Source organism: Micromonospora sp. NPDC049175, from assembly GCF_043197345.1.
Taxonomy (GTDB): domain Bacteria; phylum Actinomycetota; class Actinomycetes; order Mycobacteriales; family Micromonosporaceae; genus Micromonospora.
Genome location: NZ_JBICSY010000002.1, coordinates 523047 through 539176 on the forward strand (window position 1 = coordinate 523047; position 16130 = coordinate 539176).

Genomic DNA, 16130 nt, shown 5'->3' on the forward strand with positions numbered 1-16130 from the left:
GTGGACGCGCGGGGCGAGATCCTGGAGCTGAAGTCGACTGTCAACACGATGGTGGATCAGCTCTCGTCGTTCGCCGACGAGGTGACCCGGGTGGCGCGCGAGGTGGGCACCGAGGGCAAGCTCGGCGGTCAGGCGCAGGTGCGTGGCGTCGCCGGCACCTGGCGCGACCTGACCGACAACGTCAACTCGATGGCGTCGAACCTGACCGCCCAGGTCCGCAACATCGCCCAGGTCTCCACCGCCGTGGCGAAGGGTGACCTGTCGCAGAAGATCACTGTGGACGCGCGGGGCGAGATCCTGGAGCTGAAGTCGACTGTCAACACGATGGTGGATCAGCTCTCGTCGTTCGCCGACGAGGTGACCCGGGTGGCCCGCGAGGTGGGCACCGAGGGCAAGCTCGGCGGTCAGGCCCAGGTCAAGGGCGTCAGCGGTACGTGGCGGGATCTCACCGACAACGTCAACTCGATGGCGTCGAACCTGACCAGCCAGGTCCGCAACATCGCCTCGGTGACCACCGCCGTGGCGAAGGGCGACCTGAGCCAGAAGATCACCGTGGACGCCCAGGGCGAGATCCTGGAGCTGAAGTCGACTGTCAACACGATGGTGGATCAGCTCTCGTCGTTCGCCGACGAGGTGACCCGGGTGGCCCGCGAGGTCGGCATCGAGGGCAAGCTGGGCGGTCAGGCGCAGGTGAAGGGCGTGTCCGGCACCTGGCGCGACCTGACCGAGAACGTCAACCAGCTCGCCTCGACGCTGACCACGCAGCTACGGGCCATCGCCCAGGTGTCCACCTCGGTGACCCGGGGCGACCTGACCCAGCGGATCGCCGTCAAGGCGCAGGGCGAGGTCGCCGAGCTGAAGGACAACATCAACCAGATGATCGTCACCCTCCGGGAGACGACGAAGAAGAACGCCGAGCAGGGCTGGTTGGACTCCAACCTGGCGCGGATCGGCGGCCTGTTGCAGGGTCAGCGCGATCTCGGCGAGGTCTGCCGCATGATCATGATGGAGGTGACCCCGCTCGTCGACGCCCAGCTCGGCGCCTTCTTCCTGGCCGACGACACCGACGGCAGCATGCGGCTGCGGCTGACCTCCTCGTACGGGTACGTGGCGCGGGGCAACGACGTCACCTTCGGTCCGGGTGAGGGGTTGGTCGGGCAGACCGCGCTGTCCCGCCGCACGATCCGGGTCAGCGCCTCCCCGGACAGCCGGCTCACCCTGCGGTCCGGTCTGGCCGAGACACCTCCGTCGGACCTGGTGGTGCTCCCCGTGCTGTTCGAGGGTGAGCTGCTCGGTGTGATCGAGTTCGCGAGCGTGTCGGCCTTCTCCGAGTTGCACCTCGCGTTCCTGGAGCGGCTGGTGCTCACCATCGGCATCGCGGTCAACACCATCCAGGCCAACCGTCGTACGGAGGAGTTGCTGGCCCAGTCGCAGCGGCTGGCGCACGAGATGCAGGAGCAGTCGGCGGAGTTGCAGCGCACGAACGCCGAGTTGGAGGAGAAGGCGACTCTGCTCTCCGAGCAGAAGGGCAACATCGAGACGAAGAACCGGGAGATCGAGCTGGCTCGGCTGGGCCTGGAGGAGAAGGCGCAGCAGCTGACCCGGGCCTCGGCCTACAAGTCGGAGTTCCTGGCCAACATGAGCCACGAGCTGCGTACGCCGCTGAACTCGTTGCTGCTGCTGGCTCGCCTGCTGGCGGAGAACTCGGAGCAGAACCTCAGCCCGAAGCAGATCGAGTTCGCCAAGACCATCCACGGGTCCGGCTCCGACCTGCTGCGCCTGATCGACGACATCCTCGACCTGTCCAAGATCGAGGCGGGCCGGATGGACGTCGAGCCCACCGAGATCCGCTTCGCCGAGCTGCGCGGCTACGTCGAGCAGGCGTTCGCGCCGCAGGCCGAGGAGAAGAACCTGGACTTCCAGGTACGGGTCAGCAAGGATCTGCCGCCAGCGCTGGTGACCGACGCGCAGCGGTTGCAGCAGATCCTGCGCAACCTGCTCTCCAACGCGGTGAAGTTCACCGACAACGGCGCGGTGACGTTGCGGATCGCCCCGGCGGCGGACAACGCGGTCTTCGACGTGCCGGCGTTGACGAACGCCCAGCAGGTGATCGCGTTCACCGTGATCGACACCGGGATCGGCATCTCCGACGACAAGTTGTCGATCATCTTCGAGGCGTTCCAGCAGGCGGACGGCACGACCAGCCGCCGTTACGGCGGCACCGGCCTGGGCCTGTCGATCAGCCGTGATCTGGCCCGGCTGATCGGCGGCACGATCACCGTGTCGTCCGCTCCCGGTCAGGGCTCGACCTTCACCCTGTTCGTGCCGCAGGTGTTGGCCCCGGATGCCGTGGTCGCGCCCCAGCTTCCGTCTCCGCAGCGCGCCGGCCTGCCGTCGTCGCTGCTAATGCCGCCGCTGGAGCTGTTGCCGGAGCGGCCGGAGGCGCCGGCCACCCGTCAGCTCGATGGCGCCACGGTGCTGATCGTGGACGACGACGTCCGCAACGTCTTCGCCTTGACCAGCGCATTGGAGCTGCACGGGATGACCGTGCTGTACTCGGACAACGGGGCGGACGGTGTCCGCCTGCTGGCCGAGCATCCGGAGGTGGACATCGTGCTGATGGACGCCATGATGCCGGACCAGGACGGCTACGAGACCACCCGCCAGATTCGCCGCAACCATCGGTTCGCTGATCTGCCGGTGGTCTTCCTGACCGCGAAGGCCATGCCGGGCGACCGGGAGTCGGCGCTCGCGGCCGGCGGCAGCGACTACATCACCAAGCCGGTCGACCTGGATGACCTGATCGAGTTGATGTCGTCCTGGATCAACGGCAGCCGGACCGAGGAGACTTCGTGACCCAGATCGCCAAGGCGCTGCTCGTGGACGACCGGCGGCAGAATCTGACGGCCCTGGAGGCGATCCTCCAGGGCCTGCCGGTGCAGTCGGTGGCGGTGGAGAGCGGTGAGGCGGCGCTCAAGCAGCTCCTCGTGGACGACTTCGCGGTGATCCTGCTGGACGCGCAGATGCCGGACATGGACGGGTTCGAGACGGCGAGCCACATCAAGCGCCGGGAGCGGACTCGGCACGTGCCGATCATCTTCCTCACCGCCGCGGACCGGGACGCCCAGCTCGCCCTCCGGGGCTACCAGGTGGGGGCGGTGGACTACCTGACCAAGCCGTTCGACCCATGGGTGCTGCGGGCCAAGGTGTCGGTCTTCGTCGAGCTGTGGGTGAAGACCCGGCAGTTGGCCACCCAGTCGGATCTGGTCCGGGAGCGCGACACGCAGTGGCGGCGGCTCACCGACGCGGTGGACGAGGCGACGACCCTGCTTCGATCCGACGACGTGGAGGCCCACGACCGGGCGGTACGCATGCTCGAGCAGGCCCGCTGGGGCAACACCGCCTGACGCTCAGATCTCGCCGGGCCTGAGGTGGCCGGTGGCGGCCCGCCGGGCGCGCCACCGCTCGCCCAGCGAGTCGATTTCCTCCTGCACGAAGATGAAGAAGTCGCGCATCTCGGCCACGCGCTCGCCGGCCGGCGTCTCCGGGCCGTCGAGGGCGACCACGCCGCCCTCGGCCACGTCGATGAACGTCTTGTAGAGCATGGTCTTGGTGATTGTCGCCTCGTACCAGGGGTTGTCCGGCATCCGGTAGCGATCCCGGCGGGACCGGGGGACCGGCTCGCGGATCAGCATGCCGAACTGGGTGAGGTAGCGGACCGCGCCGCTGACCGCCGCCGCGCTCACCCCGAGCCGCTCGCCGATCTCGGCGGCGGTGAGGGGGTCGTCCGCGGTCATCACCGTGAAGAGCACCCGGGCTGCCATTCGCGGGAAGCCGACCTCGGCGAAGGTCAGGGCCATCCGCTCGACGAAGAGGTGCACCGGGTCGTGGCTGTCGCCGGTTGCCATGGTGGTCCCCTTCCACGTGCTGGTGTGACCCTCGATGCTGCCCAGGTCTCACAGTCTTCACAACTTTATGAAACGAGTGTAGCTTCCGATACATGGAAACTCCCATTGCGGTGTCCGGTCTGGTCAAGACCTTTGGCCGGACGCGGGCACTCGACGGTCTGGATCTGACCGTTCGCACCGGCGAGGTGCACGGCTTCCTCGGCCCGAACGGCGCCGGCAAGTCGACGACCATCCGGGCACTGCTCGGCCTGCTGCGGACGGACGCGGGGGCCGTCCGCCTGCTCGGTGGCGATCCGTGGCGCGACGCGGTGGCCCTGCACCGCCGGCTGGCGTACGTGCCGGGCGACGTGACGCTCTGGCCCAACCTCTCCGGCGGCGAGGTCATCGACCTGCTCGGTCGGATGCGCGGCGGGCTGGACCCGGCCCGCCGGGCCGAGCTGCTGGACTCCTTCGAGCTGGACCCGCGCAAGAAGGGGCGGGCCTACTCCAAGGGCAACCGGCAGAAGGTGGGCCTGGTGGCGGCCCTCGCCTCGGACGCCGAACTGCTCATCCTGGACGAGCCGACCTCCGGGCTGGACCCGCTGATGGAGGAGGTGTTCCAGCAGTGGGTCCGCCGCGCCAAGGCCGACGGTCGCACCGTGCTGCTCTCCAGCCACATCCTGGCCGAGGTGGAGGCGCTCTGCGACCGGGTGACGATCATCCGCAACGGACGGGACGTGGAGACCGGCACCCTGACCGAGCTGCGCCACCTGCGCCGCACCTCGATCGACGCCGAGCTGACCGGTCCGGCGGACGCGCTGGGCCAGCTCGCCGGCGTCCACGACCTGCGGGTGGACGGGGACCGGGTGCGCTTCGACGTGGACAACGCCGCGCTGGCCACCGCGCTGCGCCAGCTCACCGAGATCGGCGTACGGAGTTTGGTCAGCCAGCCACCGACACTTGAGGAACTGTTCCTGCGGCACTACCAGGCCGAGCAGGTGCGGTCATGACGGCCCTCACCGGGACGCGGCACCTGGTGCGCCTCATCCTGCGCCGGGACCGGGTGTTGCTACCGGTCTGGATCCTGCTGCTGGCGGTGCTTCCGGCGAGCTACGCCAGCGCGTACGCCGAGCTGTACCCGACCGCCGCCGAGCGCGCCGCGTACCTCGCCGGCACGGCGAGCAACCCGTCGATCGTCGCCCTGCTCGGCCCGGTCTACGGCGACAGCACCGGCGCGCTCACCGTCCAGCGCGCCGGGCTGCTGGCATTGATCGCCGCGCTGGTCAGCGTGCTCACCGTCGTCCGGCACACCCGGACCGAGGAGGAGGCCGGTCGCCGGGAGCTGCTCGGCGCGACAGTGCTGGGCCGGTACGCGGGGCTGACCGCCGCGCTGCTGGTGACGTACGCCGCGAATGTGCTGCTCGGCCTGCTCGCCGCCGGCGGTCTGGTCGCGGCCGGCCTGCCCGGCGCGGGTTCGGTGCTCTTCGGTGCTGGCGTGGCGCTCACCGGTGTGGCCTTCGCCACGGTCGGCGGGCTGGCCGCGCAGCTCACCGAGGGTGCGGGTGGGGCGCGTGGGATCGGCCTGGGCGCGCTCGGGCTGGCCTTCGTGCTGCGGCTGGCCGGCGACGCCGAAGGGTCCGGCGGCACCGGTGGGGACGCCGAGTGGCTGAGCTGGCTCTCACCGCTGGGCTGGGCGGCTCGGAGTCGCGCCTACGCCGACGAGCGCCCGTGGGTGCTGCTGCTGCCGGTGCTGTTCAGCGTGGTGGTCGCGCTCGTCGCGTACCCCGTCTCGGTCCGCCGTGACCTCGGCGCGGGGGTGTTTCCGTCCCGGCTCGGCCCGGCCGCCGCCGCTGCCGGCCTGGCCGGCCCGTTCGGCCTGGCCTGGCGGCTGCACCGGACCCAACTGCTCGGTTGGACCGTCGGCTTCGGGCTGCTCGGTCTGGTGCTCGGCGGGGCGGCGGACGCCGCGGGCGAGGCGGTGCGGGGCAACCCGCAGGTGGCCGAGATCCTGTCCCGGCTGGGCGGCAGCTCCGCGCTCGCCGAGGCGTACCTCGGTGGGACGTTGAGCCTGACCGCGCCGGCCGCCGCCGGGTACGGCATTCAGGCCGCGCTGCGGGCCCGGGCGGAGGAGACCGCCGGGCGGGCCGAACCGCTGCTGGCGACGGCGGTGAGCCGGACTCGCTGGCTGGCGGCGCATCTGGTCTTCGCGCTGCTCGGCCCGGCGGTCGTGCTGAGCGTCGCCGGGCTCGCCACCGGGCTGGCCTACGGGCTCAGCGTCTCCGACGTGGGCGGCGAACTGCCGCGGCTGCTCGGTGCCGGGCTGGCCCAGGTGCCCGCGGCCTGGGTGCTGTCCGGGCTGGCGGCGCTGCTGGTCGGCTGGCTGCCCCGCTTCTCCGCGGCTGCCTGGGCGGCGCTCGCCGGCTGTCTGCTGCTCGGTCAGCTCGGCGCGGTGCTGGGGTTGGACCAGTGGGCGCTAAATGTCTCCCCGTTCACCCACACCCCCCAGGTCCTCAGCGGGAACTGGCAGGTAGCCCCACTGGCCGCCCTGACGGCGACAGCGGCGGCCCTACTGATCGCATCCGTCGCAACCTTCCGCACCCGCGACATCCCCACCCAGTAACCGGGCCCCCTGACCCACCCCCTGACCCACCCCCTGACCCGCGTTGATCATGAGGTTGACGGGCGATCTGGTGCCCGAATGACCCGTCAACCTCATGATCAACCCGGAGAGGGGGCGGGGCGGGGTGGGGGCCGGGCGGGGCGGGGTTAGCCGGTGGGTTGGTCGTTGCGGATCATCAGGGCGCTGCGGAGGCCGGTGATGTCCAGGACGCGGATCAGGAAGTCGCCCACGTGGGTCAGCATCAACAGGCTCTGCGCGTGGCTGGCCTTGCGGCTGAGCACGACAAGGGTGCCCAGGCCCTGCGAGTCGCAGAAGGTCACTCCACCCAGATCGAGCACGATCCGCGGGGGTGGGTCCGCCAGCACCTCGTTGACCACCGTGGAGAGCTGGGCGGCCGTGAGCATGTCGATCTCACCGGCCAGGCGCAGCACTGCTTCGTCGCCCGTCCGGTGTAGCGTGATGGACAGTTCGGCACGATCCACCCGGTCAGCCTAGCGCGATCCGCCCGGCCCGGCCTGTTGAGCCCGCGAGCCGCCGCCCGCCGAGGTCACGAGCCGTCGCCGCTCACCGGCCCGGCCAGGGGTGAGCCCGGTAACCCTGCCGCGGGGTGGCTGCTGGCAGACCGTGCGGCGCTGACACAATGGCGGCATCGTGACCGACATCTTTCCCGCCGGATCCGGCCGCTACCCAGCCGTCGCGCCGGCCTCCGAGGCCCTGTTCGCCCGCGCCCGCGCCATCGTGCCGGGCGGGGTGAACTCCCCTGTGCGCGCCTTCCAGGCGGTCGGTGGCACCCCGCGTTTCATGGTCCGTGGCGAGGGTCCGTGGCTGTACGACGCCGACGGCCGCCGCTACGTCGACCTGGTCTGCTCGTGGGGTCCGCTGATCCTCGGGCACGCCCACCCGGAGGTGGTGGCCGCCGTGCAGGCCGCCGCCGCCCTGGGCACCAGCTTCGGCACCCCCACCCCTGGTGAGGTGGAGTTGGCCGCCGAGCTTGTCGACCGCACCCCGATGGAGCAGGTCCGGCTGGTCAACTCCGGCACCGAGGCAACCATGTCGGCGATCCGGCTGGCGCGCGGCTTCACCGGCCGGTCCAAGATCATTAAGTTCGCGGGCTGCTACCACGGTCACGTGGACGCGCTGCTCGCCGCCGCCGGGTCCGGCGTGGCCACCCTGGGCCTGCCCGACTCGCCAGGAGTGACAGGGGCGGCGGCCAGCGAGACGATAGTTCTCCCGTACAACGACATCCGGGCCGTCGAGGAGGCCTTCGCCGCCGAGGGCCCGCACATCGCCGCGGTGATCACCGAGGCCGCCGCCGGCAACATGGGCGTGGTCGCCCCCCGCGACGGCTTCAACCAGCAGCTCGCGCGGATCGCGCACGCGCACGGCGCCCTGCTGGTGGTGGACGAGGTGATGACCGGGTTCCGGGTCTCCCGCGCCGGCTGGCACGGCCTCGACCCCTCCGACGCCGACCTGTGGACGTACGGCAAGGTCATGGGTGGTGGCCTGCCCGCCGCGGCGTTCGGCGGGCGGGCGGACATCATGGCGCGGCTCGCGCCGGCCGGCCCGGTCTACCAGGCCGGCACGCTCTCCGGTAACCCGCTGGCCTGCGCCGCCGGCCTGGCCACGCTGCGACTCGCCGACGAGGCGCTGTACCGCCGCCTCGACGAGACGGCCGCCGTCGTGGGCAAGCTGGCGTCCGACGCGCTGGCCGCCGCCGGGGTCCCGCACCGACTGTCGTACGCGGGCAGCATGTTCTCGATCTTCTTCACCGACGCCGACGTGGTCGACTACGACAGCGCCCGCACCCAGCAGGTGCCGGCGTTCAAGGCGTTCTTCCACGCGATGCTCGCCGCCGGCGTCTACCTGCCGCCGAGCGCGTTCGAGTCGTGGTTCGTGTCGGCGGCGATCGACGACGCCGCTCTGGAGCACATCGCCGCAGCGCTGCCGACGGCGGCGAACGCGGCGGCAGCGGCTGGTCACGGGGGGTAGAAAACTTGAGCAAGACGGTGGTCCACGTGCTGCGGCACGGCGAGGTGCACAACCCCGACCAGATCCTCTACGGTCGGCTGCCCGGTTTCCGCCTCTCCGAGCTGGGTGTGCAGATGGCCAAGGCCGCCGCGCAGGGCCTGGCCGAGCGGGAGATCGTGCACGTGGTGGCCAGCCCGCTGGAGCGCGCCCAGCAGACCGCCGAGCCGATCGCCGCCCAGTTCGGGCTGCCGGTCGGCGTGGACGAGCGGCTGATCGAGAGCGCCAACTGGTTCGAGGGCAAGAAGGTGTCCCCGGGTGACGGGTCGTTCCGCGACCCGCGCAACTGGTGGGTGCTGCGCGATCCGGTGACCCCGTCCTGGGGTGAGGCGTACCGGGTGATCGCCGAGCGCATGTTCGCCGCCGTGCAGGCCGCCCGGGTCGCCGCCGAGGGGCGCGAGGCGGTGCTGGTGTCGCACCAACTCCCGATCTGGACGCTGCGTCGCCACGTCGAGCGCAAGCGTCTCTGGCACGACCCGCGCAAGCGGCAGTGTGGGCTGGCGAGCCTCACCTCGTTCCACTTCGAGGGCGCGAAGGTGGCGGGCATCGGCTACAGCGAGCCGGCCGCGCACCTGATCGCTCTCTCCGCGACAGCCCGGACGGCCAAGGGGGCCTGATGAACGCCCGGAGGTGGACCGCCGGCCTGCTCGCCGTCGTCGCCGCGGTGGCGCTCGTCGGCTGCACGTCGTCGAAGGGGCGGGAGAAGACCTGCACGACCACCACCGACGGGATCTTCGAGTGCGCACCGGACCAGCGCTCGGCACCTCCAAAGCTCGCCGGTGAGCTGCTGGACGGCGGCGGTTACGACGTCAGCCAGGCTCGCGGCCAGGTGGTGGTGCTCAACTTCTGGGGCTCCTGGTGCGCGCCGTGTCGTGCCGAGGCCGACGACCTGGAAGCGACCTACCAGGCCACCAAGGGTTCCGGGGTGACCTTCCTCGGCGCCAACGTCTCCGACGAGCGGGACAAGGCCAAGGCGTTCGAGAAGGGTCGGGTCACCTATCCGAGCCTGTTCGACCCGTCCAGCCGGCTGGCGCTCGCCCTGGACATCCCGCCGAACTTCGTCCCGGCGACAGTGGTGCTGGACCGGGAGGGTCGGATCGCCGTGGTGATCCGGGCCGCGGTCAAGCAGGAGGGCCTGCAACCGATCGTCGAGCGGATCGCGGCCGAGAAGCCGGCGTCGGGCTGATGGGCGAGACCTTCAAGGAGTTGGCCCTCAACGGGCCGCTGCTGCTCGCCATCGGCGCGGCGGCGCTCGCCGGCCTGGTCAGCTTCCTCTCCCCGTGTGTGCTCCCACTCGTCCCCGGCTACCTGTCGTACGTCACCGGTCTGGCCGGCGCCGACCTGGAGGGCCGCCGACCGGCGGCCGATCCCGCACCGGTCACCGGCGGTGTCGCCGTGAAGCAGCGGGTCGCGCGGGTGGGCGCGGTCAAGGGGCGGGTGCTCGCGGGCACGCTGCTCTTCATCGCCGGCTTCACGGTCGTCTTCGTCGCCAGCGCGGTCCTCTTCGCCAGCATCGGCCGGGTCTTCTTCGACTACGAGCGGCAGTTGGAGATCGTCGCCGGCGCGCTGATCATCGTGCTCGGCATCGCCTACCTCGGGATGATCCCGGCTCTGCAACGGGAGTTCCGGATCTCCCGGCTGCCCGCCGCCGGCCTGCTCGGCGCACCCGTCTTCGGAGCGGTGTTCGCCCTCAGTTGGGTGCCCTGCACCGGCCCCACCCTCGGCGCGGTGATGATGATGGCCACCGCCAGCGGCCAGACCGACCGCGCCATGGTGCTCGCCGTGGCGTACTGCCTCGGGTTGGGGATACCGTTCGTGGTCTTCGGGCTGGGCTTCGAACGCCTGCTCGGGGTCTTCCGCGCCGTCCGGCGCAACAGCCGCTGGGTCACCCGGGTCGGCGGCGCCCTGCTCATCCTGATCGGCCTGGCGCTCGTCACCGGCGGATGGCAGAGCTTCGTGATCTGGTTGCAGACCACCGTCGGGGTGGGCGAGGTGAGCATCTGATGACGGTCGTCGACGACCGACCGGAGACCGTGGCCCCGGCGCCACGGCGTCGGCCCAACCGGCTGCTGGCCCTGCTGCGCAACTCGTGGCGACAGCTCACCAGCATGCGTACGGCGCTGATCCTGCTCTTCCTGCTCGCGGTCGCCGCGATCCCCGGCTCGGTGCTGCCGCAGCGCGGGATCAGCCCGGAGAAGGTCAACCAGTACTTCGTCGACCACCCGGACTGGGCCCCCCGCCTGGACCGGATCGGCGCGTTCGAGGTCTTCGGCTCGGTCTGGTTCTCCGCGATCTACCTGCTGCTGTTCACCTCCCTGATCGGCTGCATCACGCCCCGGTTGCGCGACCATGTCCGCGCGTTGCGGGCCCGGCCGCCAGCCGCGCCGAAGCGGATGGCGCGGCTGCCGCAGCACACAGTGCTGCCCGCACCGGCCGGTGGCACCGCGGCGATCGCCGAGGTGCTGCGCAAGCGCCGCTGGCGGGTGCAGGTGCGCGGCAACGAGGTCTCCGCCGAGAAGGGTTACCTCAAGGAGACCGGCAACCTGCTGTTCCACATGTCGCTGATCGCGGTGTTGATCGGCGTCGCGCTCGGCTCGTGGTACGGCTGGAGCGGCAACCGGCTGCTGGTGGCCGGCGCGGACAACACGTTCTGCAACACCCGCCAGCAGTTCGCCGAGGCCAAGCTCGGCCCCCGGGTGGACAGCGCGGACCTGCCGCGCTTCTGCCTGCGGCTGGACGACTTCCAGGCCCGCTTCCTGCCCTCCGGCCAGCCGGAGTTCTTCAACGCCACGGTCACCGTCGACGGCCCGGACGAGCCCACCCGCAGCGCGGACTTCTCGGTGAACTCGCCGCTGCGGTTGAAGGACGCCAGCGTCTACCTGCTCGGCCACGGGTACGCCCCGGTGATCCGCTACACCGACCGGTTCGGCAACAGCCAGCTCAGCGACGACCCATTCCTCACTACCGGTGACATGGGTCTGACGAGCGAGGGGCTGGCGGCCTTCCCGGACGCGAACGTCGACCCGGCCACCGGACAGCGCGCACCGGATCAGCAGATGGCGTTCACGGGCATCTACCTGCCCACGGCACCCGGGCAGGGGCCGTTCGTGCGCTCGCAGTATCCGGCCGAGCGCAACCCGGTGCTGAACCTGGTCGCGTACCGGGGCAACCTCGGCCGGGACGCCGGCATCCCCGGCTCGATCTACCAACTCGACCAGCGGCAGGTGCGGACCGGCAAGGTCAAGGAGGTCGGCACCAAACTGCTGCGCAAGGGCGAGACCTGGACGCTCGACGACGGCTCGACCGTCGAGTTCCTGGACACCAAGCGGTACGTCACCCTCTCCGTCCGGCACGATCCCGGCGCGACCCCGCTGCTGATCAGCTGCGGTGTTCTGCTTGTCGGGTTGATGGGATCGCTGTTCGGGCGGCGTCGCCGGGTGTTCTTCCGGGTGGTGCCGGCCGACCCGGGGGAAGGATCTCCGACGAGCGGTAGTAGCTTGATGGAGGTCGGTGGGTTGCCGCGTACCGACTACCCAGGGTTCGCCGACGAGTTCACCCAGCTCGTCGCCGCGGTCAACGGTGCCGAACGGCCCGCAGGTGACTCCACCGACCGGGCCGGCGTGCGAGAAGGAGCCGAGTGATGTCCGCACTCTCCGACAATCTGGTGACCTTCGCGATCCTCGCGTACCTGGTCGCGATGATTGGTCACGCCGTGGAGTACGCGCTGGGCAACGCGCGTACCCGAATCGCCGCGGCGGCTCCGGTCCGTGAGCTGGTGGGCGCCGGTGGCGGCACCCTGCCCCCGCCGCCCGCGCCGGTCCCGCCGTCGGCCGCGGCCGACCGGTCGGCGCGACGTGCCCGCCTCGCGGGTCTCATCGGGGTGGGCGCCACCGCGGTCGCCGCCGTGCTGCACCTGGCGGCGCTCGTCACGCGCGGCCTCGCCGCGGACCGCATGCCGTGGGGCAACATGTACGAGTTCGTGCTCACGGTGACGTTCATCGGTGTCGCCGCCTGGCTGGTGGTGCTCCGGAAGCGGCCGTCGCTGCGCAAACTCGGGCTGTTCCTGACCCTGGTGATGGTGCTGCTGGTCGCCACCGCCGAGCTGGTGCTGTACGTGCCGATCGTGCCGCTGGTGCCGGCCCTGAACTCGTACTGGTTCGTCATCCACGTCTCGACAATCGTCTTTGCGTCCGGCATCTTCCTGCTCGGTGTGGTGCCGGCGGTCGGCTTCCTGATGCGCAACGGATACGAGCAGGGCAAGCGGAGCTTCCCGTACACGCTGGCCAAGCGCCTGCCCGGCGCGGTGGGCCTGGAGCGGCTGACCTTCGCGCTGCACGCGTTCGCGTTCCCGATCTTCACCTTCGCGGTGATCGCCGGCGCGATCTGGGCCGAGGCGGCGTGGGGTCGGCCGTGGGGCTGGGACCCGAAGGAGACCTGGGCCTTCATCTCCTGGGTGGTGTACGCCGGTTACCTGCACGCCCGCGCCACGCCCAGCGTCAAGCGCAACGTGGCCACCTGGCTGGCGGTGCTCGGCTTCCTCACCATGCTGATGAACCTGTTCGGCGTGAACATCTTCTTCACCGGCCTGCACTCGTACGGCGGGCTGGACTGAACCTGGCAACGCGGTGCGGGCCGGTCACGGATTCGTCCGTGACCGGCCCGCGTCGTTCTACGTGCCTCGGTCAGCTCACCGTGACCGGGGCGATGTCGTTGCTCGGGTTGTCGTCCACCCGGGGATAGCGCTGGGACGGCTGGACCTCGCCGGGGACCCCGGTGTGGCTGTCGATCCGCAGGTCGAACCCGACCGTGTGAGTCTTGCCGGCAGGGAAGACCGACCCCGGCCCGTTGCAGTACCAGGTTGCCGGGACAGTCTCGGGCTCCTCCTCATCACCGCTGAGCCAGCAACCCGGCGGCGTGGCCAGCACGGTGACCCCGGTGGGTGGGGTGAACTGGAAGGCCCCGACACCATCGCCGGAGAGGGTGCCATCCGGCACGCCCGGACCCTTGTTGCGCAGACCCACGGTGACTCGCACGGTGTCGCCGACGGCTCCGGTGACGGCCGCGCCCTTGGCGACGATGTCGAAGGCGCCGTGCACCGCACGCAGGTAGGTCTGGCCGTCGGCTCCGGTCGCCTCGACCGGGATCGCGTCGAGCGCTGCGCCCACCGGCCGTAGCCGCAGCGCCTGGTCGGCGTCGCGCCTCTTGAGCTTTACCCCGGTCGGGAGCGGCCCGGCACTGGCCAGCGGCTCTACGACCTGGGTGATCCGCTTGCTGCCGAGCGTCGCCGGGCCGACAGTGGTGCCGAGCCCACCCCGTAGGTCGTGGCGTTGGCCGGGCGCGAACGTGCCCCGTACGGTGCAGACCACCACGGTGGCGAGCGACTGGTTGGTGCCGTACCGACAGTTGCGGTAGCTGGGCGGGACCAGGCCCACCGGGAAGCGGAGCGTGAGTCGCAGGTCCACCGCCGGCTGGTCACCGGCGTTGACCACGGACACCGGCACGGCGAGGTTGTCACCCACCTCGACGCCGGTCAGGTGCTCGTCGACCGTGTCGAGCAGGTCGGGCCCGGACCGCACGGTGACAGTCGCCTGCTGGGTGTACGCCTCGGTCTGCTCGCCGAGCGCCGTGTAGTCGAGGGTGCCGGTCGCGCCGTCGACCGCGCCGGGCGCGGGCCGGAACACCACAGGCACGGTGCCGGTGAGCGTGCCGAACTCGTCGATGGCCGTCGGCGGCATCGGGCAGGTGACCGAGGTGCCCTGGGTGGCGCAGTAGTCGGGGAAGCTGGCAGTCGCCAGGCCGGCCAGGCCGGTCAGGTCGATGGTCACCCGGGGTTGGCTGGCGCCGGTGCTGGTCAGGGTCAGCGGCACCGTGCGGCCGGGAGCGCCGGGGCCGCCAACCGTGACGTCACCCAGCCAGCCGTCGACCCAGCCGGGGTCGTCCTCGGCGGCGGCCGGGCCGGCCGCCACGGCGACCCCTGCGGTGCCCACGACGAGCGCGGTCAGGCCGCGCAAGAGCCTGCCACGCGTAACGTGCACAGATCTCATGGATCTCCTTGGTGGGGGATGAGCCGATCGGAAGAAGCCGGGTTTGCAGCACCCCGACCCGACCGGCGTCCATGATCTTAGAGATCACCTGTGGCAGTTTTCGATCGGTCGATCAGGTCGCGATCTTCGTCGAAACCGGACCCGGTAGGTGTCCGCCGCGCCGGCCGCCAGGCCCGCAACGCCCGCTCGACCTGGACGGTGACCTGGTAGGACACCTCGGGTAGATCGGCCAACTCGATCACCTCGCCGCGCATCGCGAGTTGGGCGTGCAGCTCCCGGGCGACGGCATCACGAAGCTCGACCAGCAGGGGCGACATCCCGTCCGGGTCGCCGACAACGTACGCGTCCGACATGAACTCACTCTGCGCCCGCGTCCCGCCGTTCGGCCATGCACGGTGAGAAATGTCTGCCGGGCTTGACCGGTCCTGGGCGGCAATGTGACCGTGCCCCGTGCCCCGTGCCCCGTGCCCCGTGCCCCGTGCCCCGTGCCCCGTGCCTGGTTGCCGTTGATCCACTCGGCTTTCAGGAACTAGGGCTGTCCTGCGCCCCGGGACGCAGCGCCTTCCTGAAGCCCGAGTGAATCTTGTGGTGGCGGCGGCCGGCCGGTCGGCCTGTCACGCGGACCGGTCGGCCGCCTGGAGGAAGTCGCGCAGCAGGGCGAGCATCTCGTCCGGCCGCTCCTCGTACAGCCAGTGCCCGCAGTCCTCGATCACCTCGCCGCGGACCGTGTCGGCGTACCGGCGAACCTGCTCGGCCACCTGCCCGCCGAGGCTGGCCGCCGCGCCGACCGCCAGCACCGGCATCTCCAGCTTCATCTCCCGGTACGCCGCGTTGTCCGCGCTGTCCTGGTCGAACGCCCGGAAATAGGCGAAGCTGGCCCGCAGATGCGCCGGGTCGCGCAGGTGGTTGGCGAACTCCTCGATGTCGGGCGCGGCGATGCTGCCCTTGCGCACCATCAGCGCGTCGGTGAACCGGTCCACCCAGAGCGACTCGCGCCCGCTGACCAACGCCTCCGGAAGGCCGTTGCCGATCGAGAAGAAGCCGAAGTTCCACACCCCCGGCCCGGCCGGGGTGAGCGCGGGAAACGTGTAGATGCTCTCGTCGGGGATCGGCGCCTCGGTGAGCACCAGCCGGCTCACCCGCTGCGGATGGGCGGCGGCGTACGCGTACGCCACCATCGTCCCCAGGTCGTGCCCGACCACCCGGAGATCGCTTGTCAGGCCGAGTTGATCGAGTAGACCGTGCAGGTCGGCTGCTGCCGTCTTCTTGTCGTAGCCGCCGGCCGGGGCGTCGCTGTCCCCGAAGCCGCGCAGGTCGGGTGCGACGACGTCGAAGGAGCGTCCCAGGTCGGGCAGCAGGTGCCGCCACATGTACCAGCACTGCGGGTACCCGTGCAGCAGCACCAGTGGCGGGCCACTGCCGCCCCGGACGTAGTTCATGGTGATCTGGCCGACCCGCGCCCGCTGCTCGGTGAACCCCGCCGGAACCCGCTCGCCGCTCATTGCCGCCTCCGTCCGCCGGCTGCCCGCCGGCTGCCCGGCTACCCGCTGTGCC

Annotated in this window: 15 protein-coding genes; 10 read left to right on the plus strand and 5 right to left on the minus strand. The window is 71.0% G+C overall.

Going from position 1 to position 16130, the window contains the following annotated elements:
• Window positions 1–2856, plus strand: a 2856-nt coding sequence (locus tag ACGFH8_RS09360; protein ID WP_393365526.1) for a HAMP domain-containing protein, incomplete at its 5' end; no start/stop codon positions are given.
• On the plus strand, window positions 2853–3407 hold the full coding sequence (locus tag ACGFH8_RS09365; protein ID WP_393365528.1) for a two-component system response regulator: 555 nt from the start codon (window positions 2853–2855) through the stop codon (window positions 3405–3407). The genes ACGFH8_RS09360 and ACGFH8_RS09365, both read left to right, overlap by 4 nt.
• A gap of 3 nt (window positions 3408–3410) precedes the next feature.
• Here ACGFH8_RS09365 and ACGFH8_RS09370 read toward each other — a convergent pair whose 3' ends face one another.
• The gene (locus ACGFH8_RS09370; protein WP_393365529.1) at window positions 3411–3908 is read right to left on the minus strand and encodes a GbsR/MarR family transcriptional regulator; all 498 of its coding nucleotides are present in this window, start codon (window positions 3906–3908) and stop codon (window positions 3411–3413) included.
• Between the two features lie 92 nt (window positions 3909–4000).
• On the opposite strand from ACGFH8_RS09370, the gene ACGFH8_RS09375 reads away from it, so the two are divergent.
• Together ACGFH8_RS09375 and ACGFH8_RS09380 are read left to right on the plus strand one after the other, a co-directional pair.
• Window positions 4001–4897, plus strand: coding sequence for an ATP-binding cassette domain-containing protein (locus tag ACGFH8_RS09375; protein WP_393365531.1), 897 nt, complete (start codon window positions 4001–4003; stop codon window positions 4895–4897).
• Window positions 4894–6507 carry an ABC transporter permease gene (locus ACGFH8_RS09380; protein WP_393365533.1) on the plus strand — a complete coding sequence of 538 codons (1614 nt, stop codon included), beginning with the start codon at window positions 4894–4896 and terminating at the stop codon, window positions 6505–6507. Before ACGFH8_RS09375 ends, ACGFH8_RS09380 begins: the two co-directional genes overlap by 4 nt.
• 146 nt (window positions 6508–6653) lie before the next feature.
• Here ACGFH8_RS09380 and ACGFH8_RS09385 read toward each other — a convergent pair whose 3' ends face one another.
• Window positions 6654–6989 (minus strand): STAS domain-containing protein, encoded by a 336-nt coding sequence (locus ACGFH8_RS09385; RefSeq protein WP_007454492.1) that lies wholly within the window; start codon window positions 6987–6989, stop codon window positions 6654–6656.
• Between the two features lie 169 nt (window positions 6990–7158).
• Between ACGFH8_RS09385 and hemL the strand changes: the two genes are divergently transcribed.
• The 6 genes from hemL to ccsB are packed head-to-tail and all read left to right on the plus strand — an operon-like array spanning window position 7159 to window position 13144.
• Window positions 7159–8496 (plus strand): glutamate-1-semialdehyde 2,1-aminomutase, encoded by a 1338-nt coding sequence (hemL, locus tag ACGFH8_RS09390; protein WP_393365535.1) that lies wholly within the window; start codon window positions 7159–7161, stop codon window positions 8494–8496.
• A 5-nt stretch (window positions 8497–8501) separates the two neighbouring features.
• Window positions 8502–9149 (plus strand): histidine phosphatase family protein, encoded by a 648-nt coding sequence (locus ACGFH8_RS09395; protein WP_393365537.1) that lies wholly within the window; start codon window positions 8502–8504, stop codon window positions 9147–9149.
• Window positions 9149–9718: a TlpA family protein disulfide reductase gene (locus ACGFH8_RS09400; protein WP_393365539.1), complete on the plus strand. Its 570-nt coding sequence runs from the start codon at window positions 9149–9151 to the stop codon at window positions 9716–9718. Before ACGFH8_RS09395 ends, ACGFH8_RS09400 begins: the two co-directional genes overlap by 1 nt.
• Complete coding sequence (locus ACGFH8_RS09405; protein ID WP_393365541.1) at window positions 9718–10536, plus strand: cytochrome c biogenesis CcdA family protein; 819 nt, start codon at window positions 9718–9720, stop codon at window positions 10534–10536. The genes ACGFH8_RS09400 and ACGFH8_RS09405 overlap by 1 nt, the downstream gene beginning before the upstream one ends.
• Entirely contained in the window at window positions 10536–12173 is a 1638-nt protein-coding gene (locus ACGFH8_RS09410) for a cytochrome c biogenesis protein ResB (RefSeq protein WP_393365542.1), read from the plus strand. The genes ACGFH8_RS09405 and ACGFH8_RS09410 overlap by 1 nt, the downstream gene beginning before the upstream one ends.
• The gene (gene ccsB / locus ACGFH8_RS09415; RefSeq protein ID WP_393365544.1) at window positions 12173–13144 is read left to right on the plus strand and encodes a c-type cytochrome biogenesis protein CcsB; all 972 of its coding nucleotides are present in this window, start codon (window positions 12173–12175) and stop codon (window positions 13142–13144) included. Before ACGFH8_RS09410 ends, ccsB begins: the two co-directional genes overlap by 1 nt.
• A gap of 70 nt (window positions 13145–13214) precedes the next feature.
• Here the strand turns inward: ccsB and ACGFH8_RS09420 are convergent, their stop codons facing one another.
• The 3 genes from ACGFH8_RS09420 to ACGFH8_RS09430 form a co-directional block, all read right to left on the minus strand.
• A complete protein-coding gene (locus ACGFH8_RS09420) occupies window positions 13215–14576 on the minus strand; it encodes a hypothetical protein (protein WP_393365546.1) in 1362 nt (453 codons plus the stop codon).
• A gap of 77 nt (window positions 14577–14653) precedes the next feature.
• Window positions 14654–14929 carry a hypothetical protein gene (locus ACGFH8_RS09425; protein WP_393365548.1) on the minus strand — a complete coding sequence of 92 codons (276 nt, stop codon included), beginning with the start codon at window positions 14927–14929 and terminating at the stop codon, window positions 14654–14656.
• A 261-nt stretch (window positions 14930–15190) separates the two neighbouring features.
• The gene (locus ACGFH8_RS09430; protein WP_393365550.1) at window positions 15191–16078 is read right to left on the minus strand and encodes an alpha/beta fold hydrolase; all 888 of its coding nucleotides are present in this window, start codon (window positions 16076–16078) and stop codon (window positions 15191–15193) included.
• Between the last annotated feature and the right edge of the window lie 52 nt (window positions 16079–16130).

What these genes read in the sequence shown, in the direction of transcription:
- ACGFH8_RS09370 (WP_393365529.1), bottom strand. Translation starts at nt 3,908, where the DNA reads ATGGCAACCGGCGACAGCCACGACCCGGTGCACCTCTTCGTCGAGCGG.
- ACGFH8_RS09375 (WP_393365531.1), top strand. Translation starts at nt 4,001, where the DNA reads ATGGAAACTCCCATTGCGGTGTCCGGTCTGGTCAAGACCTTTGGCCGG.
- ACGFH8_RS09380 (WP_393365533.1), top strand. Translation starts at nt 4,894, where the DNA reads ATGACGGCCCTCACCGGGACGCGGCACCTGGTGCGCCTCATCCTGCGC.
- ACGFH8_RS09400 (WP_393365539.1), top strand. Translation starts at nt 9,149, where the DNA reads ATGAACGCCCGGAGGTGGACCGCCGGCCTGCTCGCCGTCGTCGCCGCG.
- ACGFH8_RS09405 (WP_393365541.1), top strand. Translation starts at nt 9,718, where the DNA reads ATGGGCGAGACCTTCAAGGAGTTGGCCCTCAACGGGCCGCTGCTGCTC.
- ACGFH8_RS09410 (WP_393365542.1), top strand. Translation starts at nt 10,536, where the DNA reads ATGACGGTCGTCGACGACCGACCGGAGACCGTGGCCCCGGCGCCACGG.
- ccsB (WP_393365544.1), top strand. Translation starts at nt 12,173, where the DNA reads ATGTCCGCACTCTCCGACAATCTGGTGACCTTCGCGATCCTCGCGTAC.
- ACGFH8_RS09420 (WP_393365546.1), bottom strand. Translation starts at nt 14,576, where the DNA reads ATGAGATCTGTGCACGTTACGCGTGGCAGGCTCTTGCGCGGCCTGACC.
- ACGFH8_RS09425 (WP_393365548.1), bottom strand. Translation starts at nt 14,929, where the DNA reads ATGTCGGACGCGTACGTTGTCGGCGACCCGGACGGGATGTCGCCCCTG.
- ACGFH8_RS09430 (WP_393365550.1), bottom strand. Translation starts at nt 16,078, where the DNA reads ATGAGCGGCGAGCGGGTTCCGGCGGGGTTCACCGAGCAGCGGGCGCGG.